Annotated in this window: 20 protein-coding genes and 1 pseudogene; 12 read left to right on the top strand and 9 right to left on the bottom strand. The window is 58.4% G+C overall.

Features of this window, described 5'->3' with window-relative positions; translation table 11 throughout:
- Positions 1-652: 652 nt before the first annotated feature.
- From JL39_RS11130 to JL39_RS11100, 7 genes are all read left to right on the top strand, one after another.
- A complete protein-coding gene (locus tag JL39_RS11130; RefSeq protein WP_037149930.1) occupies positions 653-4,468 on the top strand; it encodes a vitamin B12-dependent ribonucleotide reductase in 3,816 nt (1,271 codons plus the stop codon).
- Between the two features lie 228 nt (positions 4,469-4,696).
- Entirely contained in the window at positions 4,697-6,229 is a 1,533-nt protein-coding gene (locus tag JL39_RS11125; protein WP_244446873.1) for an adenylate/guanylate cyclase domain-containing protein, read from the top strand.
- Between the two features lie 7 nt (positions 6,230-6,236).
- Positions 6,237-7,028, top strand: a complete 792-nt coding sequence (locus tag JL39_RS11120) for an E2 domain-associated cysteine-rich protein (protein ID WP_052182817.1) — start codon at positions 6,237-6,239, stop codon at positions 7,026-7,028.
- 3 nt (positions 7,029-7,031) lie between these two features.
- On the top strand, positions 7,032-7,598 hold the full coding sequence (locus JL39_RS11115; RefSeq protein WP_037149926.1) for a Pycsar system effector family protein: 567 nt from the start codon (positions 7,032-7,034) through the stop codon (positions 7,596-7,598).
- 12 nt (positions 7,599-7,610) lie between these two features.
- Entirely contained in the window at positions 7,611-8,306 is a 696-nt protein-coding gene (locus JL39_RS11110) for an adenylate/guanylate cyclase domain-containing protein (RefSeq protein WP_037149923.1), read from the top strand.
- An 8-nt stretch (positions 8,307-8,314) separates the two neighbouring features.
- The gene (locus tag JL39_RS11105) at positions 8,315-9,229 is read left to right on the top strand and encodes a TIR domain-containing protein (RefSeq protein ID WP_037149936.1); all 915 of its coding nucleotides are present in this window, start codon (positions 8,315-8,317) and stop codon (positions 9,227-9,229) included.
- 95 nt (positions 9,230-9,324) lie between these two features.
- Positions 9,325-10,071, top strand: coding sequence for a hypothetical protein (locus JL39_RS11100; RefSeq protein ID WP_037149920.1), 747 nt, complete (start codon positions 9,325-9,327; stop codon positions 10,069-10,071).
- 7 nt (positions 10,072-10,078) lie between these two features.
- Here JL39_RS11100 and JL39_RS11095 read toward each other — a convergent pair whose 3' ends face one another.
- The gene (locus tag JL39_RS11095; protein ID WP_152601104.1) at positions 10,079-11,077 is read right to left on the bottom strand and encodes a hypothetical protein; all 999 of its coding nucleotides are present in this window, start codon (positions 11,075-11,077) and stop codon (positions 10,079-10,081) included.
- A 164-nt stretch (positions 11,078-11,241) separates the two neighbouring features.
- Here JL39_RS11095 and JL39_RS11090 point away from each other — a divergent pair, with 164 nt between their 5' ends.
- Complete coding sequence (locus JL39_RS11090; RefSeq protein ID WP_037149915.1) at positions 11,242-11,961, top strand: hypothetical protein; 720 nt, start codon at positions 11,242-11,244, stop codon at positions 11,959-11,961.
- Between the two features lie 100 nt (positions 11,962-12,061).
- Here JL39_RS11090 and JL39_RS11085 read toward each other — a convergent pair whose 3' ends face one another.
- On the bottom strand, positions 12,062-12,736 hold the full coding sequence (locus JL39_RS11085; protein WP_152601103.1) for a hypothetical protein: 675 nt from the start codon (positions 12,734-12,736) through the stop codon (positions 12,062-12,064).
- A 221-nt stretch (positions 12,737-12,957) separates the two neighbouring features.
- On the opposite strand from JL39_RS11085, the gene JL39_RS11080 reads away from it, so the two are divergent.
- From JL39_RS11080 to JL39_RS11070, 3 genes are read left to right on the top strand one after another with little or no spacing between them, the layout of a single operon-like run.
- Positions 12,958-13,761 (top strand): metallophosphoesterase, encoded by an 804-nt coding sequence (locus tag JL39_RS11080; protein WP_052182816.1) that lies wholly within the window; start codon positions 12,958-12,960, stop codon positions 13,759-13,761.
- A complete protein-coding gene (locus JL39_RS11075) occupies positions 13,754-14,338 on the top strand; it encodes a papain-like cysteine protease family protein (protein ID WP_037149910.1) in 585 nt (194 codons plus the stop codon). The genes JL39_RS11080 and JL39_RS11075 overlap by 8 nt, the downstream gene beginning before the upstream one ends.
- 30 nt (positions 14,339-14,368) lie before the next feature.
- Positions 14,369-14,914: a hypothetical protein gene (locus JL39_RS11070; protein WP_037149908.1), complete on the top strand. Its 546-nt coding sequence runs from the start codon at positions 14,369-14,371 to the stop codon at positions 14,912-14,914.
- An 80-nt stretch (positions 14,915-14,994) separates the two neighbouring features.
- On the opposite strand, the gene JL39_RS11065 is transcribed toward JL39_RS11070, so the two are convergent.
- A complete protein-coding gene (locus JL39_RS11065) occupies positions 14,995-15,192 on the bottom strand; it encodes a hypothetical protein (RefSeq protein WP_037149906.1) in 198 nt (65 codons plus the stop codon).
- A 95-nt stretch (positions 15,193-15,287) separates the two neighbouring features.
- On the opposite strand from JL39_RS11065, the pseudogene JL39_RS32480 reads away from it, so the two are divergent.
- Positions 15,288-15,411, top strand: a pseudogene (locus tag JL39_RS32480) (arsenical-resistance protein); the annotation flags it as partial.
- Positions 15,412-16,003: 592 nt separating this feature from the next.
- Here the strand turns inward: JL39_RS32480 and JL39_RS11055 are convergent.
- The 6 genes from JL39_RS11055 to JL39_RS11030 all read right to left on the bottom strand — a co-directional run bounded on the left by JL39_RS11055 (position 16,004) and on the right by JL39_RS11030 (position 22,218).
- Positions 16,004-16,714: a gamma-glutamylcyclotransferase gene (locus tag JL39_RS11055; RefSeq protein ID WP_037149903.1), complete on the bottom strand. Its 711-nt coding sequence runs from the start codon at positions 16,712-16,714 to the stop codon at positions 16,004-16,006.
- A 95-nt stretch (positions 16,715-16,809) separates the two neighbouring features.
- Complete coding sequence (locus JL39_RS11050) at positions 16,810-17,991, bottom strand: aminotransferase class V-fold PLP-dependent enzyme (RefSeq protein ID WP_037149900.1); 1,182 nt, start codon at positions 17,989-17,991, stop codon at positions 16,810-16,812.
- 19 nt (positions 17,992-18,010) lie between these two features.
- Positions 18,011-19,822 carry a monovalent cation:proton antiporter-2 (CPA2) family protein gene (locus JL39_RS11045; RefSeq protein WP_037149897.1) on the bottom strand — a complete coding sequence of 604 codons (1,812 nt, stop codon included), beginning with the start codon at positions 19,820-19,822 and terminating at the stop codon, positions 18,011-18,013.
- Between the two features lie 155 nt (positions 19,823-19,977).
- Positions 19,978-20,802 carry an oxidoreductase gene (locus JL39_RS11040; protein ID WP_037149894.1) on the bottom strand — a complete coding sequence of 275 codons (825 nt, stop codon included), beginning with the start codon at positions 20,800-20,802 and terminating at the stop codon, positions 19,978-19,980.
- A 27-nt stretch (positions 20,803-20,829) separates the two neighbouring features.
- On the bottom strand, positions 20,830-21,333 hold the full coding sequence (locus tag JL39_RS11035) for a nuclear transport factor 2 family protein (protein WP_037149891.1): 504 nt from the start codon (positions 21,331-21,333) through the stop codon (positions 20,830-20,832).
- A gap of 81 nt (positions 21,334-21,414) precedes the next feature.
- On the bottom strand, positions 21,415-22,218 hold the full coding sequence (locus JL39_RS11030) for an SDR family oxidoreductase (protein ID WP_152601105.1): 804 nt from the start codon (positions 22,216-22,218) through the stop codon (positions 21,415-21,417).
- Positions 22,219-22,221: the final 3 nt, after the last annotated feature.

The following is a 22,221-nucleotide window of genomic DNA, read 5'->3' as shown; positions in this document are numbered from 1 at the left end:
GGAACTATTTTCGGCAAGCCGGATGCGTTGCATATTAATCGCCCGACGCTCTAGTGGGTGCAAAATCTCCCAGATGCCTCAATATGGTACGCCGGATTCCTGCAAATCCGGCTCAGCCGCGGGCCCGCGAAGCGTCCGAGCGTGAAAAAATTCGCCGGACGCCGTTGCGCAAGCTTCAAGCCATCCTCGCAATACCTTGAGATTCCTCGATTATTTTTTCTCCCCGTTATCCACAGCAGCAAAGCACAATATCTTGTGGTTATAAAACCGTAGCAATCTACGCCTTGACGAATCTCTCGCGTCGTCCGACAGTGTTCCTCATGTTGCGGCGGCGACTGGACCGGGGATAACGAGGCCGGTTCCTTTTCGAGTTGGACGGAAACGACGGATGGCAGATCGGCGGTGAAGAGCCAGCCTGCCAGAGGGCTTTCGTGCGCATCCGGATTTGCTCGCCAAAACTGCGATTGGGACTGGCCAAAAGAACCTGTTAATACTATATTTAGTGTTTGCAGCCAGCATTCATCGCAATATACAGGTAAGCATCCACGATGATTCACCTGGATGGAATTTCAACCGGCTGTACATGATGGCGTGCAGCGGGAGCGGATATTTGCGCCCCTGAGCAAGGGCCAACAGACGAGGGATTAAGGCAATGCGCATCGAACGTCGTTTCACCAAGCCAGGCCAGGGCGCCTATGCGGAAATCGAATTCCGCAAGGCCGTCAGCGAGATCAAGAATCCCGACGGTTCCATCGTGTTCAGGGCGGCCGACATCGACGTGCCGGCGCAGTTCTCCCAGGTCGCGACCGACGTTCTGGCGCAGAAATATTTCCGCAAGGCCGGCGTCCCGAAGATCCTGAAAAAGGTCGAGGAAAACGATGTTCCCTCGTTCCTCTGGCGTTCGGTCCCCGACACGGAAGCGATGAAGGCGCTGCCGAAGGACGAGCAGTACGGCTCCGAGACCGATGCGCGTCAGGTTTTCTCCCGTCTTGCCGGCACGTGGACCTATTGGGGCTGGAAGGGCGGCTATTTCTCGTCGGAGGAAGATGCGAGCGCCTTCATGGACGAGCTTGCCTACATGCTCGCCACCCAGCGCGTCGCGCCGAACTCCCCGCAGTGGTTCAACACCGGCCTTTTCTGGGCCTATGGCATCGACGGCCCCGGCCAGGGCCATTTCTACGTCGACCCGTTCACCGGCAAGCTGACGAAGTCGAAGTCGGCCTATGAACATCCGCAGCCGCATGCCTGCTTCATCCAATCTGTCGAGGACGACCTCGTCAACGAAGGCGGCATCATGGACCTGTGGGTCCGCGAGGCGCGCCTCTTCAAATACGGTTCCGGCACCGGCTCCAACTTCTCCATGCTGCGCGGCGAAGGCGAAAAGCTTTCCGGCGGCGGCCGCTCCTCCGGCCTGATGAGCTTTTTGAAGATCGGCGACCGCGCCGCCGGCGCCATCAAGTCGGGCGGCACGACGCGCCGCGCCGCCAAGATGGTCGTCGTCGACATCGACCATCCGGATATCGAGGAATATATCAACTGGAAGGTCAAGGAAGAGCAGAAGGTGGCGGCGCTGGTCACCGGCTCGAAGATCGTCGCCAGGCATCTGAAGGCGATCATGAAGGCCTGCGTCAATTGCGAAGGCGGCACCGGCGAGGATTGCTTCGATCCGTTGAAGAACCCGGCGCTGAAGCGCGAGATCCGCGCCGCCAAGAAGGATCAGGTTCCGGAAAACTATATCGGCCGCGTCATCCAGTTCGCCCGCCAGGGCTACAAGGACATGGAGTTCAAGACCTACGACACGGACTGGGATTCGGAAGCCTATCTCACCGTCTCCGGCCAGAATTCCAACAACTCCGTCTCGCTGAAGGATGACTTCCTGCGCGCTGTCGAAAACGACGGCGACTGGAACCTCACCGCCCGCAAGGACGGCCGGGTGATGAAGACGCTGAAGGCCAAGGACCTCTGGGAGCAGATCTCCTATGCCGCCTGGGCGTCCGCCGATCCGGGCATCCACTTCAACACGACGATGAACGACTGGCACACGTCGCCGGCCGGCGGCCCGATCCGCGGCTCGAACCCGTGCTCGGAATACATGTTCCTCGACGATACGGCCTGCAACCTCGCCTCGATGAACCTGCTCGCCTTCAAGGATGCCTCCACCAAGCGCATCAATATCGCCGATTACGAACATGCCACGCGTCTTTGGACGATCGTGCTCGAAATCTCCGTCATGATGGCGCAGTTCCCGTCGAAGCGCATCGCCGAACTCTCCTACGAATACCGCACGCTCGGCCTCGGCTATGCGAATATCGGCGGCCTCTTGATGTCCACCGGCATTCCCTATGACTCGGCGGAAGGCCGCGCCATCGCCGGCGCGCTCACCGCGATCATGACCGGCATTTCCTACGCCACGTCGGCTGAAATGGCCGCCGAGCTCGGCCCCTTCCCGAACTTTGCGCCGAACCGCGACAACATGCTGCGCGTCATCCGCAACCATCGCCGCGCGGCCCATGGCGAGACCTCCGGTTATGAGGCGCTGTCGGTCAACCCGGTCGCGCTCGTCCATTCCGACAACCCGGACCAGGACCTCGCGGCCCATGCCAAGGCCGCGTGGGACAAGGCGCTCGAACTCGGCGAGAAGCACGGCTACCGCAACGCGCAGGTCTCGGTCATCGCCCCGACCGGTACGATCAGCCTCGTCATGGATTGCGACACGACCGGCATCGAGCCCGATTTCGCGCTCGTCAAGTTCAAGAAGCTCGCCGGCGGCGGCTACTGGAAGATCATCAACCGCGCAGTACCCGAGGCGCTGCGCACGCTCGGCTATTCCGAAGCGCAGATCGCCGAGATCGAGGCCTATGCGGTCGGTCACGGCAATCTGAACCAGGCGCCCGCCATCAACCCCTCCACGCTTGCTGCGAAGGGTTTCACCGCGGAAAAGATCGAAGCGGTCAATGCAGCGCTGAAGCAGGCCTTCGACATCAAGTTCGTCTTCAACCAGTGGACGCTCGGCGCCGACTTCCTGAAAGACACGCTGAAGGTCACCGACGCACAGCTTTCCGACGTCAGCTTCAACCTGCTCGAACATCTCGGTTTTGCGAAGAAGGACATCGAGGCCGCCAACATCCATGTCTGCGGCGCGATGACGCTGGAAGGCGCGCCGTTCCTGAAAGCCGAGCATCTGCCGGTCTTCGATTGCGCCAATCCCTGCGGCAAGATCGGCAAGCGTTACCTTTCGGTCGAAAGCCACATCCGCATGATGGCGGCCGCCCAGCCGTTCATCTCGGGTGCAATCTCCAAGACGATCAACATGCCAAACGACGCGACCGTCGCGGACTGCGGCGCGGCCTACATGCTGTCCTGGAAGCTCGGATTGAAGGCGAACGCGCTTTACCGCGACGGTTCCAAGCTGTCGCAGCCGCTCAACTCGTCGCTGATCGATGAGGACGATGCGGACGACGCGATCGAGGAACTGCTCAGCCAGCCGGCTGCCGCCCAGGCCGTGCAGGTCACGGAGAAGATCGTCGAGCGGATCATCGAAAAGGTCGTCCGCTCGCAGGAAAAGCTGCCCGCCCGCCGCAAGGGTTACACCCAGAAGGCCAAGATCGGCGGCCACACGATCTTCCTGCGCACCGGCGAATATGACGACGGGCGTCTCGGCGAAATCTTCCTCGACATGAACAAGGAAGGTTCGGCGCTGCGCGCCTTCATCAACAATTTCGCGATCTCCGTCTCGCTCGGCCTGCAATATGGCGTGCCGCTCGAGGAATATGTCGACGCCTTCACGTTCACGAAGTTCGAGCCGGCCGGCATCGTCACGGGCAATGACGCGATCAAGAACGCCACGTCGATCCTCGACTACGTGTTCCGCGAACTCGCGATTTCCTATCTCGGCCGCCACGATCTCGCCCATGTGGACACGTCGGACTTTTCCAACACCGCGCTCGGCCGGGGTGTCTCGGAAGGCAAGGCGGACATCGTCTCCAAGGGCCTGACCCGCGGCTACAAGCCCACGCTGGTGCCGAAGATCGGCGGCGAGCGCCCGGCCGCCTCCGAAGCCAAGGGTGCCGCGACCGCAGCGCCGGCGCGGGCTTCGGCCGGCGCGACCGTCACTGCCTTTGCCGGCGCTGCGGCCCGCAAGCTGGAGCCGACCGTCGCCATCTCCACTTCGGAAGTGGTTTCCTTCAAGCGAGACTACGAAGAACGCGCCCGGGAGCTTGCCGAAGAGATCGTCGAGGAACTGGCAGAGGAACAGCAGGCGACCACCGGCCTCTTCTCCGATGCAGCAGCCGACGAAGCCACAACCGCGAAGACCGAAGCCAAGAAGGTGGAGAACGAACGCCGCATGCGCTCGATTGCCCAGGGATATACGGGCAACATGTGCTCCGAGTGCCAGAATTTCACCATGGTAAGAAACGGCACCTGCGAGAAATGCGACACGTGCGGAGCTACAAGTGGGTGCTCTTGATCAAACCTACTGGAAACCAGTGTGCCGCGCCACTAGGTTTGTCACTGCGCCATTCTGATGTCACTAAAGTGATCTTTTTGGCGGACGACTAACAGCCCTGGGACAAGGCTGCTGCGATCAGAAATTTCCGGGCACTTCTCAGTGCCCGGAAAATGCCAGACGGAACAAATAGTGAAACAATCGCGTCGGTTGGGCTGATGCCCCGCGATGCACCTAGTTCGGAGTTGAATGGAAATGGCAAACGCATGGAAGCACGACCGGGCAAAAGCAGCGATCGACGCGCGTATCAAAGACGTCGAAAAGGTCACGGTGATTGACTACGCCCGTGACACTTCATTGTCCTCTATCCCAACGAATAAGGCATACCGGGTTGACGGCGTTCACCTCTACGTCGAGATCGTGAATTTCGAAGAGATGCTGTGGTCGACAGATTCTGAAGGTGAGATGTGCCACAAGCGCGCGCTCCGCTTCCTGAATCTCCACTACCGAGCTGTGCATAGGATCTTGGCCGATGCCGACGCGATCAGGATCGACTTCCACAATCAGCGCCTTCATGCCGTGGTCACAAAGCCCTACGGCGAGAATGCCGCCGATGACCGCGTCAACAGGGCTGTCGCGATCGCCAAGCTGATTGCTGACGTTCTCGCGGAGACGGGAGATGACGACGAGAAAATCCCGAACGCCAAGGTTCGTGTCGGCATCGACACCGGGAAGACGCTCGCTGTCAACAACGGCCGAAATGGTAACCGCGAGCCGCTGTTCCTCGGACGCCCGGCGAACATTGCAGCCAAGCTCGCCTCCAACAACAAGGCCGTCGGCATCTACCTTAGCAACGAGGCTCGCGAGGCCATCGACCTGGATGTGGCCGACGATCCGGCGAAGTCGAAACTGACTGACGAAGAAATCCAGAACTGCGAGGACGAGGCCAAGCTGGGTCTCAGCAAGGACAAGATCGTCGCCGACTGGCGAAAGGACAACGAGAACAATCCCATCGGGGCATTCTCGTTCTCGCGCGCAACGCCTCCGCTCAAGAACTTGGACATCACCGTGCTTACGCCCGGCAACTCTCGGCGCATGGAGATGATCTCCGTCTATGCGGACATTGATAATTTCACGGCTTACGTCAACTCCCACCTCGATAACGATCCCGAAGATGTCGTTCGCTGCCTCCATGTCATTCGTGCGGAACTGGACAGGGTGCTGAGCTCCGATTTCTCCGGACGCAGAATTCGCTTTATCGGCGACTGTATCCACGGTCATATTCTCGAAGGCACTGCACACACCACGAACACCGACGAAACAGTGTCGACGGCGGTGCTCTGCGTTGGCGGGCTCCGCAGCAGCTTCGAGCTTGCGTTGGAACGCCTTGAGGACAACGGTGTCGATACCGACGATCTTGGTCTCGCAATCGGCTTCGAATTCGGCCCAGGATCCATCACGCGACTCGGTATGCAGGGTAGCAGGGTTCGCTGCTCAACCGGACGATCCATTCTGTATTCCGAGAACGAACAGAAGCGGTGCAACGGTGTCCAGACTGCGATCGGTGAGACGGCATACAACGATGGTCCGGCTTCTGTCCGGAAGCTTTTCGGCTCCTCGCGTCGTGTATCCAACCTCACCTATGACGTAGCTCTCGAATCCCTTGCGGCCGAGAACAACGCCGTTGCAAAGGTGGCCCGCGCGGCGCTCTACGCGGCCAGCAGTCCCGCCATCGTAAAGGCGGCAGAAGTGCCATTCCGTCCATACGCAAAGCTCGATTGAGACCGATTTGTTGCCGATCGAACACCTCAATAGCGTAGCGCACGAACACCATGCCCGCCTGATCTCATCAGCGGGCGGAGTTGCCATTTATGGTGTTCGGCCTCCGAGTCCCTCCGGTGCTCCAGTCCCGGAGTTCATTCTTGAAGTCAGCCGGATTGCCGACACCGTCGCCGTGCGGGAGCAGTACCCGATTCTCTTGCCGGCGTTCTGCGCGGAGCGTCACATCAATACCGATGGCTCGTTTTGCCTTTACTGGGGCGAGGTCGAACCATCATCGGTCAAGAGTAGCGAAGATGCCGAAGCCTGGTGGGGCAAGGTTCTCATCTTCCTGCTCCGTCAGCGTTCTGCAGCCGCTCTCCGGCGGTGGCCGGGCAAGTCCGACGCCCGCGCACACGGCCCGACCGCAGCAGGCTTCCAAGCGCTGGCGGAAGGTAATGCCGCTGAGCTCGGCCAGCGGTTCCTAGCTTCGCTGCGCGATGACCGCCTTCGAGTAAAGCGGCGCGGCCGGGGCCGTATCGCTCTTGTCCGTGACGGCCGCCGACTGCTCACCGTGCTGCAGAACGAGAAGCGGGTAATGACGGTGCGACAACGCTGCAAGTGCGACGAAACCGATAGCCTTCGCCTCCCTATTGCTTCCTGTGGTGATCACGGGCGCCAACTCGCCGAACTTGTGCTGAATCTCGAAGGATGGCGCAGGTCCGAGAAGGAATTCTACGACTATCTGCGATCGGTTGACCAGGTCTGCTGTGGGACGATGGACGACTGCCCGCTGGCGAAGACACAAACCGGAACGAACTGATCGATGGCAAAAAACGACCAGCACGAAGCCTACGAAAAGCTATTGTCTGCCAACCACGGCAGGATGATCGATTTCGTCAAGTTTGCAGAGACAAAGAATGCCGCCCTACTGACCTTCTCGTCTGTGTGGATCGGGGCCATCATCAACCTTCTCAAGTCCCCGGACGAGCTGCCCTTCGGCTACAAGTATGCATTTGAAGTCGCTCTCCCTCTGCTCTTCTTGGCTGCCTTCCTGTGTTTGAAGTCACTCCTTCCTCGATTCCTGGACCATATTTACAAGCGCGATGATGGTGTGGTGAACCTACTCTACTTCGGCGATATCGTGAGGGGCGGGGTCAAGGATTATCCGGCCATGGCGCAGAAGGAATACATGCCTCAGGAAGGAGAATCCGCGACAGCAACCTACCTTCGCGATCTTGCAGTGCAGACGGCGATCCAGGCGACAATCGCACATCGGAAGTTCAGGACGTTTTCCCTGGCGGGCATCGTGGTCCTGCTTGCCTTCGGTTGCATGCTCGTGCCGCCAATCGTCTTCATTGCTCGCTGGGTTATCGCCCAGTTCCCCTGCTGACGAGGCCGCACAATGGCGATAGCCGACGACATCCGAAACAACTCGAGCTCGACCTTCGGAGCAGCATGGACAACCCGTGACGGTGCTACGGTTCCTGAACCTAAGGATTTGAAGCTCTCAAACGATGCGGTCTGTTTTGAGCAGGCAACCATTCTCTACGCAGATCTCGATGGATCGACGGATCTGGTCGCTTCGAAGAAGTGGCAGTTTTCAGGCGAGGTCTACAAGACCTTCCTCTACGCGGCTTCGCGCTTGATTAGAAACCGCGGAGGCTCGATCGTATCGTACGACGGCGACCGCGTCATGGGGACTTTCATATCATCCAGCCAGTGCAACGACGCAGTGTCGTGTGCACTTGAGCTGAACTTTGCGGTCAAGAGTATTGTCCAAGCAGAACTCAACAAACGGTGGACGACAGATTTCAAAATCCGGCACATCGTTGGTATCGACACATCGGAGATCAGGGCTGCCAGAACTGGCGTCCGCGGAGACAACGACATCGTTTGGATCGGCAATGCCGCGAACCTGGCTGCAAAGCTCACGTCGCTGCACGCGGATAGACCCACTTACATCACCAAACGCGTATACGACCGTCTCAACAATCCGCTGAAGTACGGTCCGAATGGCGAGAATATGTGGCAGAAATGGCAATGGCCGCAGCATAGCAACGATGAGATCTGGTCCACGACATATTGGAGATCGATATAGTGAGTAAAATGCTCGAGCGCTTTCAGGGAGATGCAGGAAAAGACCTTAGGATCGAGGCACTCGGATCGCAGTCGATCGTCGCCCGGGATGCCAAGCTCGCTGACGAGCTCGCAGAACTCATCGAGCTGCGGCAACTCGAAACCGGGGAAACGCTCATTGAGCAGAATGGGGAGGACGACGACATCTTCTTCATCATCTCGGGGTCATTTAGCATACACATCAACGGTCGTCGCCATGGGCTGCGCGGTCGCGGCGATCATATTGGCGAGATGGCAGCAATCGAACCGACACAGCGTCGCTCCGCTACCGTGATCGCCGAGGAAGCCTCCATCGTCGGCAAGCTGAGCGCGCAGCAATTCGCGACGCTCGCGAAGACGTACCCATTCATGTACCGGGAGATCGCAAGATCCCTTTCCCGGCGCCTTCTCGAAAGAAACAAGCATGTCGGTATCTATCGTGAGAGGATCCGCGTCTTCATAATCTCCTCGAAGGAGGCTCTGCCCGTGGCTCGAATGGTTCAAAATGCGTTTGAATATGACCCTTTCCATACAACGCTGTGGACCGACGGCACCTTCCGGGTGATGAACTACACCCTCCAAGACTTGGAAGCGAAAGTGGATGATTCCGATTTCGCTGTGGCTATCGCTCATGCCGATGACCAAACACAAAGTAAGGACACGGATTGGCCGAGCCCCCGAGATAATGTCGTTTTTGAGCTGGGTCTATTTATGGGCAGGCTGGGTCGACAGCGTGCGATCCTAATGGAGCCTCGTAAGGAAAAGGTCAAACTTCCAAGCGACTTGAGCGGAATCACAACGATCCCGTATCGGTTCGAGAGTGGTGAGGACGCGGCCTCTCTCATGGCGCCAGCATGCGACAAACTCCGTCATCATATCCTCAACCTCGGCCCATTCAATGGCTGATCGAAGCCACCCAAGGACTCAAGAAAATTCTCGGCGTTTACGGGCACGTCCTGCGAAATCGATCTAACGTCGGCGGCGAAACCGAGGGCAAATGGATGAAGATGTATACCTTGTTCTGCTCGGCCGCCGTGGCCCTGGCTAGCGCCCCGTCCGCGGTCGCCGCATGTTACGACGTCTCGAAGAACGAGCCTTCCGAACTCAGCGGCCATCTCAGCCATCGCATTTTCCCAGGACCTCCGAATTTTGAAGACGTCCAGAAAGGCGACACTCCCGAACCCGGCTATGTCCTCAAGCTTGACGAACCGATATGCATAACGGGCGATGACTTCGCCGATCCAAAGTACATGTTCGACGAGGTGCAACTCGTTCCAAACGAGACGACCGAAAAGGACATGGCCAGACTTCGGGACGCGGAAGTCTTTGTCGACGTCCTCAACCCGATGCCCGCGATGACGGCTCATCACCACCGCCCTCTCCTCGCATGGGTGAAAGCCATCTCCTCCAGTCGGGATATCACTGAAAGCTATGGAACCGCGGCAACAACGATCGAAGCCTTCTATGCCGCCCTGCATTCCGGCGACGGGAAGCTCGCGTCGACTTTCGTCGTTCCGGAGAAGACCAGGAAGGGAGCGTTCAGTGCGCAGGCACTGACTGGCTTCTATGGTTCACTGTCCGAGCCGATCACGCTTGTCGACATCCACAGGACCGGCGACAGCCGTTTCGCCGTCCGATATCGGTTCCGCAACGGGAAGCAGGCCTGCGACGGTTCCGCAGTGATCACTACGGTGAAGCGCGGCGGCCGCGATTTTATCCAAGCCATCCGTGCGCAGAACGGTTGCTAGGATTCGATCACGCTCGCGAGCTGGAATGCGGCACCCAGATCACGAGATCCTGAGGATTGTACTCGGCAAAAAACTTCAGCCCCGGATCGTCGTGGGAGATTGCCCGGAGACGCTCCAAGACAAGTTGCGGCACTACTTGGCCGTTTTCCAGGTCAAACCGGACGTTCGGGACATCGCCATCGATCCCAAAGTCCATGGCGTGTGCTCGTCCACCCATCGATTCGTCGCGGGATGCAGCGATGAAGTAATGCATGTGGCGGATCGCCACCACGCAATCAATGTTCGGAAAAGTCAGCGCTTGGCCGTCCGGACGCTTCGCAAAGGAGTTCGGCGTGAGCAGCCCGGTGCCCTGGTTCACGAGTGTCGAGATCGGTTCGTAGATGTGATCGTCCCATACGATCACCAGTAGGCTTGCAGTGTTTGGATCAGCGCGAAACCCCGCAAACTTCCTCTCCGCGTCCTTGAGGAAGTCAAGGATTGGATTGTCTCTCGGGAGAGTCACCGCTCCTTCCGTAGAAGCTGCTGCCAATTCGCCTGACAATCCTCCACGGTATGGCAACTGCGTCCGGTTCTCTGCGCGGTTTCGGATATGTTGCAACAGTGAGGGAGTCTTGACCTCGACAACGAGCCTATTTGTGGCTGTCGTTACGAGAAGCTCTGGCCTCGGACCGCCAGGCACCGCCGATGGTTCATGCTCGAATATCGTCCCCTCGGGCCAGGAGGCGGAGACTATCCGCTCTATCACGAGTATCTCGCTGAGCTTCTGCAAGAGCTGTTCGTAGTGTGGCTCGTGGCGATCCCGGCCGCCGATGGAGGATAGTTCGCGCAGCAGTTCCGTTCCGATGCCCGGCGCGGCACGGTCGATGTCGGCGCAAGCTCTCAGAATTCCGGCGGCAAACAGATGGTGAGGAACCTCGATGAATTGATGCTGGAACCAATGAAATCCGGTCTTCATCATCGTTTCCATGGATAGTTCAACCAGGCGGCAGTATTCGTCCTCTGTCACACATCATTCCTTTCAAAAGCAGCAGTTCACTAGGCACAGGATCTAGCAGCTCATTCGCCCTATCCGCCATGATGAACGTACGACGCACACAGGGCAGAAGGCGTCGGTCTTCTTCCATGCGACATCACCGCTCATTATCCTCTGAACGCCAGAGGAGATTAGCAGTGCAGCAGTACCAACCCATCCGCTACAGGCACCTAAAGGACGCGATCGACACCGCCCGGGATCAGCTCGACGCCGTCATGCGCGAACTCGCCATAAGGCACGGGTTCGGCACTCCGGCGTTCAAGAAGGCGGCATCGGCGCTGGCGGACATGCAGATCGGCCATGAACCCAACTTCAAAGACCTTCTCGCCCGCAAGCGGGGCATGGACAAGATCCACGCGGCATGGGAAGGAGGAGGAAGCGTCATCTTCGACATGAACACGATCGCCGGCCGCGACGCATTGATCCCGGAAGCTGGCGGTCTGGTGAAGTCGATGATTCCGGCTCCGGATTTCTATGTTCATTTCGGCGAGGAAGCAGGCTTGCGACTTCAGAGGCGGCCCGAAGAGTTCTTCGATGGTATGTATGTCCGGGCCGCTAAGAAGGATGGCCTTGACCAACTGAGAATTGTGCTGGTGTGCAACGCGACTGGCTGGCAAATCAAGGGTCGCCACTCGTACGGCGACGCCATGACCCGCGCGGGCCGCATAGCCTGGGGGTGGGCGCCATTCGAACGGCCGATCCCGGATTCTCTGCGCCAATACGGAATGGGTGGTGACCTGGCGCTCCTTCGTGATCCTCGTATCATGACCGCCATCGACCATATCGGCGGCACCATAGGCAGGCTTTGCGCTGCTGAGCAGGAAATTGTGTTCAAGTCATCGGCGACGCGACATTAGAGCGCTCGTACACGGCTGCTGGCGACAGGCTTCGGTTCGCGGGGTCCGTCGCCGGCAGTTCATCTTCTTGTTCGGATGAACACGTGTGGTGATGTTTGCGTCATCGTCCGATTAAGGGCCCGCCGAAGTAGGTGACCTTGCTGACGAGGATGTCTTTGGTGCTCCTTCCGAGCCACCAAGCAGTATCACGCTCCACCTCGCTGAGTGCAGGCTGGACGACCCATTCATAGGCCATCGCGCGCACGGCTTCGAGATCTCCATATCCCTGTTCCGGAAATCTCACCCCAGTTCGCTCGGCCACGAACCAGATGACCTTCTCGTCCCACCGTTCCCGGCTCCCCGTTGCAAACCAGCCACCGTCCTCCTTCTTGAAATGGACCGATCGGCGGTCGTCGTAACGTTCGCTGAGTGTTGCGGTGATCTGACCGAACTCAAGGCCTCCCCAGAGGCTCAAGGCGACCCCTCGATGAAAATCAAACTCCACTTCGCCTTCGGTCTGGAAAGCGTATGCGACCTGCTCCGCCTCGCCATAGCTCAGGTCGAGACCGCCACCGATCACGGCCGGACCCCAAGCATAGTCGTCGTCGCGTGACCGCTTTTCGAGCACGACCGTCCATCCCTGATCTCCAACTGGTTCGAGCAGTTGCGCAACCGCCTGGGCGCAGTCCCGGTCACCAACCGCGCAGACCCATTTGTCGCCCACCGTGTAAATTCCGCCCGCGTGCGTGCGTCCCCAGAAGCTGCCAGATTCCAGTTCATCAAGATTCAGTTCCATGCCAGCGTCGTCTCTCATGCAGCGGTCGGTTCCGACCATCGGAGTCTCTAGGTCGTCCTCGTTCTAACCGGACGCTGCTAAGACTTCCCGAAGGCTCAGATGAAAATGCGTTCATGGGGATTCACCTCCCATCAACCCTGCAACTCACCGGCGCCGCCCCGTAAAGTTTTCGCCAACTATCGGCATGCGATGTCTCCGGTTCAAATAGGGACATCATCAACATGACCAGCGTTCACACCTTCGCAATTGGCGACGTCCACGGACGTGCGGACCTACTTCGGGCACTGCTGGACGGCATATCTAAGCAGGCGGAGTGCCTTGGAATCGTCTATCGGATCGTGTTCCTCGGCGACATAGTCGACCGCGGCCCGGATAGCCGGCAGGCGATGAACCTGGTTGCTGAAACACTGAAGCAGATCCCAGCTTCGCGGCTCATTCTCGGCAACCACGATTCCTTCATCCTCCGCATCCTCGACGAGACCGACCCTTTCCGGAAGCAGGCTCTTCTCCTGCACTGGATCGCCAAGATGGGAGGCGCAGCCACCCTCGCCTCCTACGGTTTCGATTTGTCCGACGCACTCGACCGAATCCTCGACGTGGTCGATGTCGACCACGTGGCGATCCTCCGTGCAGCCGAGCGGTACGTTGAACTTGATCACCACATTCTCGTTCACGCCGGCGTCGAGCCGGGTGTGCCACTTGCTCAGCAGGATCCGTACAAACTGATGTGGATCCGGGAACCATTCCTAAGCTTCACAGGATCGTTCGGAAAGACGGTGGTGCATGGTCATACGCCGACATCGGTGATGGTGGAGCGTATTCGCGGGCGGATAGCGATCGACACGGGTGCACACGACAGAAGCATACTCTCCGCGCTTCATATCCCGCCTCGTGGAAGCGAGAGGGTTCTTCAAGCGGTCGCTCCCGTACGGAACGTGGTCACGCTGATCGACGGAGGGTTTCTGGATCTGGGCGGCGGGCAAGTAGCTGGCCACTTGCACAGCCGGTTCGCGAAGAATGCGTGAGGGATTCAGGATCGTCACATCGGTGTTCGATTGGATCAGCGGCCTCTACCGACATCCAGAGCGCGTCAGATATCCAAACCACTTGCGCCTAAGCTTCGAGATGCAAATGCAGCAACGGAGCAACTGGTGCTGGGCGGCGACGGCTTCGAGCATTTCGCAATACTACGAGCCCGACGATTATATTTCTCAGGACGAGATCGTCGGGCGAGCATTTGGCTTCCCGAAGCCATGGGTGTCCGAAGAGTCGTGGAATCGAGAGGAAACGATGCTGACGGGGCTTCGTGTAGTGGGTTGCGATAGTTCGACTTATCCTGGATCGGCCGAACTTCGCCAAGCCATGCGGCAACTGGACAGGGGAAACCCGGTTTGTGTTCAGATCAAATGGCCGTTGACGGGAGGACATGCAGTCGTGATCCACGGCTGCTGGCTTGACGAGAATGGAGAGGATCACTTCCTGATAGGGGATCCGTGTTTTGATTATTCTTTCCCGGCACCAGGGAGGGAGCTTCGAAACGATTACCTCGAATACGGAGGTCGATGGGTTCAGACGTACCATGTTCGTGCGCCGTGGAAGTGATATAAGGGACTTGAGGCATGGAGAGATAAAATGACGATCGCGATGCTTGAAGCACCGAGTTCCGTCGGCGAAAAATTCAATCGAGCAATGGATATCTTGGCCGCCCTGCCTGGGCGAGACCATGCGAACACCGAGTACCACCACATCGGTCCATTCCCCAAGAGGGTGCTTGGAGCTTTGCCGAACTGTGAAGCCGACCTCGCCTCCCCTTACAGGATGGGATGGCAGTGCCTTGTCCATGATGACGAGGGATTCGGTGTCTTGGACATCAGCAGCCGGGCAGATGGATCCTATAGTTCGTTTCGACGCGGCAGCTTCGCGCTTGCCTATAGAGATGCGCTCGATGCCGCCGAGGCGGATGTCTCAAGTAGCCAGGAAATCCACGAGCTTGAAATCGTAGAAATCCCTTCAGCCTTCACGCTTCTTATTTCGATGAAATCGAAAGAGGTGAGGCTTTACCCTGCGTACTTCCAAGGAACGCGGTTACTTCCTGCAGCAAGAACGCTCGACGAGCTTCAGAGGCTTGGGGTTGACGGACGTCGTCCCGACGGCACGGAAGTCACTTTCACCATTTGATGTCTAGGCTTTGTTGAATTTCGTGTCGGCGTGCGCATTTGACGGACTGAGGCCCGGGAAGTCGCGTTCGTTGCGGTCGTTTACTTGTGCGAGCCCTTCGAAAACTTTCTCAAGGTCTCTCTCCGTTTTCCTTGCCCCACGATCTTGCGGCCCGCCTTCAAGGGTTCGAAACCGACCTTCAAAAGCGCTTCGCCCACCGTTTCACTAGGTTGCCGGGATTCGCCATCAGGTCCGACCGTACCCGTCTTGCCCGCATCGTTCGATCCACTGTTTGACATGCCAGTCTCCCGATCTCACAACGTTCTACAACTTGCCTGAAGAAACGGCAATTCGGACGGCATCAAAGGCCGAGTAGAATGTCCACGTCCGACGCCTGACCATTTGGGTTTTTCTCTGCATCGGTCGCTGGCATCGGCCCCGGACACCTAATTCACACGATCGGTGCGGCCGAAGTCGAAAAGATGAACATCCCGGTCGCCGTGCTGATCTGGCTGATGTCGAATAGAGCTGCCAAGCTGCAGACGAGATCGCTGGTTATGCTGTCAGTGGAGCGAGGCCGATGACGGTGCGTTCACGCGAGTGGCGCTAGCCCGACATAGGTGCCGATCAGAACTGTCGCCATTTCCTGGACCGAGTGTCAACCCTCGCTATAGAGTCCCGATGGCGGCATCGCATAGAAAAGACGAGCATGATTGTCCCACTCCACCCCGTAGTACTGATACCATTCGGGGGCGGCCTTCGACATGACCAAGTGATCGTCTTGTATGCCGTTGGCATGTGATACCCCAGACATGCACTGGAACGGAATTGAGCTCAACCACGACCGGACGACAGCCATCACAGCAACCAGCGGGATAGATTGTTCCTGTCGCCTGGCAAGGCGAGCCTCTGGACTGCAGGCAAGCCTGATATGAGTGCAACGAGCTGGATCCATACGAAAATTGAAGAAGAAGCCCGGGCGCGAGATCTCGGAATGGGAAATGGTCGGCAGCAGCCCCGGCGAGTTTTGATCGGAAGACTTAGGTTAAGTTTCCCCGAAGCAGGCAAATACGCAACGGTGAAGGCGGGCGTAAATTCGTGATTTCCAACTCAATCGTCCTTTCGCATTGCCACGGGGTAGATATTCGCAATCTCTGTGGCCACGAGCCCCTGGAGTTGCCATAGGTTTCTATCGTGGATGCCATTTTCCTCAAGCTTAGATACCGTGTGGAAAAGGTAGTCAGCCCCAGAACCAGCGTGGCCGCATGCTCTAGCCAACGTCCACGCCACCTGCTGGAGGGGTAAGCGGCGGACGACGCCAACGCCACGAGGAGCCGCATAGAATACCAACGCACGAACCGCTCCTTCCTTCGTGTCAACGCGAAGCCATCGAACGGAAAGAGTATCTTCCCGATATGCAATCTCCCGGTCAACAAGTTCATGAATGGCCATCGTGCGATCTGCTTCGACAACCCTGTAGACGAGTCCATTGCAGGAACCACCTGTGTCCAATGCCATCATTAGGCCTGGCTGGGCCCGAGTTCCTCGCCAATTCTGCAATTCAAGGCAAAAGGAGCGGTGCCAGCCATGCGCCGTCGCACGACGGTGCTCAACAGGTTCAAAGATTGGCTTCCAAATAAGCGAGCCGTAGGCAAATATCCAAAGTGGATCGGGTTCGCTCTCCAGGATAAGACGCTCGCGAAGCCCCGCGTATTCCAAGGCGGTCATCGGTGTAAGCGCCGGGTTGCGGCCTTCATCGATCTCGGCCCGCCAGCATCTTTCAACAAGGTCTTTCGTAAGAGACATCACTCGCGAACGCATTGTGCCTTCATGTCGGTTGCAGACCGGACCAGATATTGCCCAGTAGGCACTTGAAAGCGTGCCTCTCGCAGCTCCTCAAATCTCTGGGAAACAGCCTATTTGCGTCGACTATCCCGTACGAAACGGATGAAACTATCGATTTCATATTCCGTATTGTAGTAGTGCGGTGAGGCTCGAACCACAGCGGGCAGACCTCTTGCTGCTGCGTCGAGCAATGTACTCGAAGGGGCAGAGGCGCTTACATTGAAGCCGTACCGCGACGCCAACGCCTTGAAATCCGCTGCGGTATAATCGCGAGCGGAAAACGTCACAATTGACGCTGGCTTCGGCCCGAGATCATGGACGGCGACCCCCTCGACGTTCCGAAGTCCATTGCGCAACCTCTCCGATAAGTTGCCGCATCGATTCTCAATTTCGTGCAGTCCCAGCTCCAGCGCGTAATCCAAAGCGCGGCCGAGACCCAGACGAGCGGCGTAGTTGTTCTCCCACGTCTCGAACCGCCGCGCGTCACGCCGTAGCTCATAGCGATCTGGAGCGACCCACGGGGCCGCGAAGTGATCGATCATTGGTGGTTCCAGGGTCAGTAAGAGCTCTCTGCGGATATAGAGAAATCCGGTTCCGCGTGGGCCGCGAAGAAATTTGCGACCTGTTCCCGTCAATATATCGCAGCCAAGCTCTTCGACGCGTGTCGGCATCTGTCCGACAGCTTGGCACGCGTCGAGCAGATAAGTTATACCGTGGCGACGTGCAATCGCACCCACGGCAGCCGCGGGATTGCGCAGCCCTCCGTTCGTTGGCACCCAGGTAATGGCGATTAGCTTCACGCGTTCGTCGAGCATCTGTTCAAGGCATGCCGGGTCAAGGACGCCGCCGTCATCGCTCGGAATGACTTCTATCGACGCCCCGGTGCGCTCCGCGATCTGCAGAAAGGCGACGTAGTTTGCTGCATATTCGGCCCGCGCCGTGAGTATGCGGTCTCCGGGCCGAAACGTGAGGGCATAGAAGGCGAGCTGCCAGGCGACGGTCGCATTCTCGGTCAGGGCGATCTCATCCCGACCGCAACCAAGCAGGCGTGCCACGCCATCGTAGACGCCGTCAAGCTCACTAGCAGCTTCACCGGCCGCCTCGTACCCACCAATCTCCGCTTCCCGGTTGAGGTAGCCAACCATGGCTTCGAGCACCGGATGCGGCATCAGGGCTGCCCCAGCATTGTTCAGGTGGATTCGGTTCCGGACACCCGGTGTCTCTGATCTAACCTTTTCGAGGTCTATAGGCATTGAACATTCTCAACTCGCTCTACGGGGTCGACCTGAAGTCCCGCATTTTCTCGGAAGCATCAATCTCCGCCGTGATTTTCGATGCGTGAGTCCTTCCACTGAAGAATTCGCGGCCAGCATACATCCCTCCAGTCAATTCGAGTTCAAGCCGCGCGCCGTCACGCTCCCGAAATCCCTTCGCCAGATTCGACATTTCTTCCGGCGTCGCCCCAAGGATTTCAAGCGCCTTGTTGCCCAGCGCCATCGCGGACTCAAATGTCTCTCGGATCTGGACATCGGCACCTGATCTGACCAGGTCGAGTGCATGCCGCCGATCCGTTGCACGGGCGACAATTGTTGTCAGAGGAAATTCAGCCTTGAGCAGGCGTACAATAGCAATGGCGTCGTCGCCTTTGTCCACACACACAGCTATCACCTTCGCTTCACCAGCACCCGCCGTCTCAAGGATATCGAGACGTGTGCCGTCGCCGTAGTAGACGTCGAACTGATATTCACGAGCTATGTTGATCATCTCAACATCGGTGTCGATGATTGAAATCTCGTGACCTCGGGATAGCAGAAGCTGGCTGACTATCTGTCCGACCCGGCCGAAGCCGATGATCAGAACCGTACCTCTTAAATTGCCGGAAATTGCGTAGCCTTCGACCCGTGAAGAACTCGCTCCTTCGAACCGCTTCAAGGCCGAGACTAGAAGCGGCGTGAGAACCATCGACAGGATGACGATTGCTGTCAGAACAGCATTCTGGTCGGAAGAGATGATCCCGAAGGAGAAAGCCGACGCATAGAGTACGAAGGCAAATTCCCCACCCTGGGCCATAAGAACGGCTCGCTCGGCGGCTTCCCAGGGCGTACTTTTAAGGAGGCGAGCACAGCCGTAAACGGCCAGCCCTTTCACGACCATGAATGCAACCACATAGAACGCAATCAGCTCCCAGTTGGCCGCCACGACACCCAACTCCAGAGACATGCCGACAGCGAGGAAGTAGAGACCCAGGAGGATGCCGCGAAAAGGTTCGATATCGGCTTCAAGCTGGTGCCGGAAAGTTGACTCGGACAGGAGAACGCCTGCGAGGAACGCGCCCATCGCCATGGAAAGCCCGCCGAGCTGCATCACATAAGCGGCGCCAAGTACGACGAGCAACGCTGCGGCCGTCATAACCTCACGCGCCTGTGCGCCGGCTATAAGCCCAAAGAGAGGGTTTAGGAGATACAGGCCGGAGACTACTACTCCCGCTATCGCGGCGACGCCCACGCCTATTGCAATCCAGTCGATTCCTTGAGCACTCGAAGTCGTGCCAGGAACGATGGGGGCCAGAAAGGCGACCAACGCGAGGAGCGGTACGATCGCTAAATCCTCAAGGAGCAGGATGGCTACGATGCGCTGGCCAGGTGGCGTAGAGATCGTACCTCGCTCCTCAAGGAGCTGCATCACAATTGCCGTCGATGTAAGCACGAATCCCGTCCCCGCAACGAAGGACGGCGCCACCGGGAAACCAGTCGCCATACCGACTGCCGTGAGACAAAGAATGCAGACGCCGACCTGAAGGACTCCCAGGCCAAAAATCTGCCTGCGCAAACCCCAAAGTCGTGAAGGCCTCATCTCAAGGCCGATCAGGAAGAGAAACATTACGACGCCCAGCTCAGCGAAATGGAGAATGGATGCCGGCTCTTGAAATACCCGAAGCCCGAATGGACCGATGACGACGCCCGCGGCGAGATAACCCAGGACGGAGCCAAGTCCAGATCGCTTGAAGACTGTGGCCGCAACAACCCCCGCGCCGAGTAGCGCGATGACTGGCAGGAGGTCCGGTCCGTGAGATTCAACTGCCATCGAACTGCTCCGATTTCAAACCTTTGTATCGCAGCGTCACCCTCCGCGTCGCCGGAGGCGATCAGATAGGCTTCCTCGCTGTCTCCAAGTGCAATCTCGTCTGCCGCGCATGCCTCGTGGCGTGCGCTTACGACTTGACCACTCGTTTCAACGTGTCAGTAGTCCGTCGAGAGTGAAACCTGCCTCCATTTCCTGATTGTTTCCGCGTCCGAGGCGTGCTTGGCCTCGATGGCCGCGACAGTATCGCTTCCGAATGGCACTCTGACTGGCGGGTCGGCTACATCTGCGAACGCGACGAGCTGTCGAGCGAACTCCTCGGGATCGCCCGGCTGGTTGTGGTTCATGGCAGATGCGTGCTCGCGGACCGCTCCAGCCGTGCCATCGTAATCGGCTATGCGATTTCCGCTCACCGACAACGAGCTGGAGTCGAGGAAGTCGGTCCTGAAGTATCCTGGCTCGATCACGGTCACATGGATCCCGAGGGGTGCCAGTTCTGCATGGAGCGCCTCCGACAGCCCTTCGACGGCGAACTTCGTCGAGCAGTAGACACCGAAGCCTGGGCCTGCACGATAGCCGCCGATCGACGAGATGTTCAGGAGCCGACCTGATCGCTGTGCCCGCATCTGCGGCAGCACCGCTCGCGTCACGGTCAGCAGACCGAACACATTGGTCCGATAGAGGCGTTCAATCTCTTCGGCCGTTGCCTCCTCGACTGCCCCGATGAGGCCGAAGCCCGCATTGTTCAGCAGGACATCAATGGAGCCGAAGCGCTCGACTGCCTGCCGAGCTGCATCTCGGGCTTGCTGTTCGTTCGCCACGTCGAGTGCCGCCGCAAGAAGGTTCGGCCGATCGCCTAGGTTTTCCTTTATCGGCCCCACGTTGCGCGCTGTCGCGACGACATTATCGCCCCGATCGAGAGCAAGCTGCGCAATGCGGGCGCCAAAACCGCGCGACGCTCCGGTTATGAACCAGGTCTTCATCTCGATCTCCTTTTGCAGTGACTGCGTTTACTCACCAGCCGCCGGAAGCTCCCAGAGCTTGTTGAATGCGATGCTGTCGAAGAATGCCGAAGCCTTCACGATCCTGCCGCCATCAAGGTCCAGGAACCACGCGTACGTGTTCATGTATGGCTGGCCGTCCTTCGCTGTTCCAGCGGCATCGAAGAAGACGATGACGGTATCGCCGTCTGCATACATGTTGCGGATCGTCGGCTTGAGACCAACACTCATGCGCGCATTGAACGGCTTGATCACCTCGTTGATGAAGGCATCGCGGCTGCCATAGGACTTGGACGCAGCCGAATTCCCCGTGATCGTCCATGTCACGTTGTCAGCAAGAAGATCATACGGGCTACCGGTGCCCGCAGCCCACGCGTCGAAGGCCTTCAGTACTGTCGCCTTGTTGGAGGCCTCATCTGCAGCGGCCACGCCACTGACCGCCGTGAACACCCAAACACAGGCCGCGAAAGCGATCCTTGGCAGGGTTGCCACCGATAGTTTGCTGTTGCTCATCTCTGGACTCCTTGAATCGAGTTGAGTGCCGCCGGGCCGTCCCGACGGCGGAGGAGAGCGGCGGGGCAACGCCGCCAAATTTTAAATCTGGGCTTCCCAGGCTTTGAGCTGATGATCCTTCAACATGTCCTCGATGACCTTCGGGCAGACATTGCGGAACTTGCCGGTATCGGCCGGAACGATCTCAATCATGCGATTGATCATCTCGGTGGGATCCATCTTCCCTTCCGGGGTCGCGAAGAAGTCATCGAAGCCCTTCCGGAGATCGGCACGCTTCGTGAAGTTCTTGCTGTCGTCCATCCAGCGGAACGGATTGTCGGCCATCGTCTCGTTATACCCAGTATAATAGGCACCGGGATTGATGGTCTGGATCTTGATGCCGTAGGCGGCGAGTTCCTGCTGCAGGGCTTCAGCAATGGACTCCAGCGCATGCTTCGTCGAGACATAGGTGCCCCAGTTTGCCGGGGTGAACAGGCCGCCCATCGACGACGTGAAGACCACCTTCTTCCCGTGGTGCTTGCCCTCGCGAATCCAACGCTGGATGACGCCCTGTGTGAGCGTCAGCGGAAGGAAGACATTTGTCTCGAAGTTGCGGCGGACGATGTCCACGGGGATTTCCCAGACAGGACCCGGCTCGCCCTGCCCCGCATTGTTCCAGAGAACGTCGAAGTCCCAGGTCTGAGCCTGCTTGATGTCGTATGGGTCCGTCAGATCGAGACGCTCCACACGGATTCGCTTCCCGAGATCAAGCCTCTCGACCTCTTCGCGAAGATAGGTCACCAGCGGCGAAACCTGGCAGGTTGCGATGATGTTGTGACCGTTCCTGGCCATGCCTGCGGGTTTCGGAAAAGTCCGGACAGGATTTCCGGTAATCTCCGGACACAGTTT

Source organism: Rhizobium sp. YS-1r, assembly GCF_000757525.1.
Lineage (GTDB): Bacteria > Pseudomonadota > Alphaproteobacteria > Rhizobiales > Rhizobiaceae > Neorhizobium > Neorhizobium petrolearium.
The sequence above is the reverse complement of the archived record's forward strand: the minus strand, read 5'-3'. Positions and strand labels throughout refer to the sequence as shown.

What these genes read in the sequence shown, in the direction of transcription:
- JL39_RS11130 (WP_037149930.1), top strand. Translation starts at nt 653, where the DNA reads ATGCGCATCGAACGTCGTTTCACCAAGCCAGGCCAGGGCGCCTATGCG.
- JL39_RS11125 (WP_244446873.1), top strand. Translation starts at nt 4,697, where the DNA reads ATGGAAATGGCAAACGCATGGAAGCACGACCGGGCAAAAGCAGCGATC.
- JL39_RS11115 (WP_037149926.1), top strand. Translation starts at nt 7,032, where the DNA reads ATGGCAAAAAACGACCAGCACGAAGCCTACGAAAAGCTATTGTCTGCC.
- JL39_RS11110 (WP_037149923.1), top strand. Translation starts at nt 7,611, where the DNA reads ATGGCGATAGCCGACGACATCCGAAACAACTCGAGCTCGACCTTCGGA.
- JL39_RS11105 (WP_037149936.1), top strand. Translation starts at nt 8,315, where the DNA reads ATGCTCGAGCGCTTTCAGGGAGATGCAGGAAAAGACCTTAGGATCGAG.
- JL39_RS11100 (WP_037149920.1), top strand. Translation starts at nt 9,325, where the DNA reads ATGAAGATGTATACCTTGTTCTGCTCGGCCGCCGTGGCCCTGGCTAGC.
- JL39_RS11085 (WP_152601103.1), bottom strand. Translation starts at nt 12,736, where the DNA reads ATGGAACTGAATCTTGATGAACTGGAATCTGGCAGCTTCTGGGGACGC.
- JL39_RS11080 (WP_052182816.1), top strand. Translation starts at nt 12,958, where the DNA reads ATGACCAGCGTTCACACCTTCGCAATTGGCGACGTCCACGGACGTGCG.
- JL39_RS11075 (WP_037149910.1), top strand. Translation starts at nt 13,754, where the DNA reads ATGCGTGAGGGATTCAGGATCGTCACATCGGTGTTCGATTGGATCAGC.
- JL39_RS11070 (WP_037149908.1), top strand. Translation starts at nt 14,369, where the DNA reads ATGACGATCGCGATGCTTGAAGCACCGAGTTCCGTCGGCGAAAAATTC.
- JL39_RS11065 (WP_037149906.1), bottom strand. Translation starts at nt 15,192, where the DNA reads ATGTCAAACAGTGGATCGAACGATGCGGGCAAGACGGGTACGGTCGGA.
- JL39_RS11055 (WP_037149903.1), bottom strand. Translation starts at nt 16,714, where the DNA reads ATGCGTTCGCGAGTGATGTCTCTTACGAAAGACCTTGTTGAAAGATGC.
- JL39_RS11050 (WP_037149900.1), bottom strand. Translation starts at nt 17,991, where the DNA reads ATGCCTATAGACCTCGAAAAGGTTAGATCAGAGACACCGGGTGTCCGG.
- JL39_RS11045 (WP_037149897.1), bottom strand. Translation starts at nt 19,822, where the DNA reads ATGGCAGTTGAATCTCACGGACCGGACCTCCTGCCAGTCATCGCGCTA.
- JL39_RS11040 (WP_037149894.1), bottom strand. Translation starts at nt 20,802, where the DNA reads ATGAAGACCTGGTTCATAACCGGAGCGTCGCGCGGTTTTGGCGCCCGC.
- JL39_RS11035 (WP_037149891.1), bottom strand. Translation starts at nt 21,333, where the DNA reads ATGAGCAACAGCAAACTATCGGTGGCAACCCTGCCAAGGATCGCTTTC.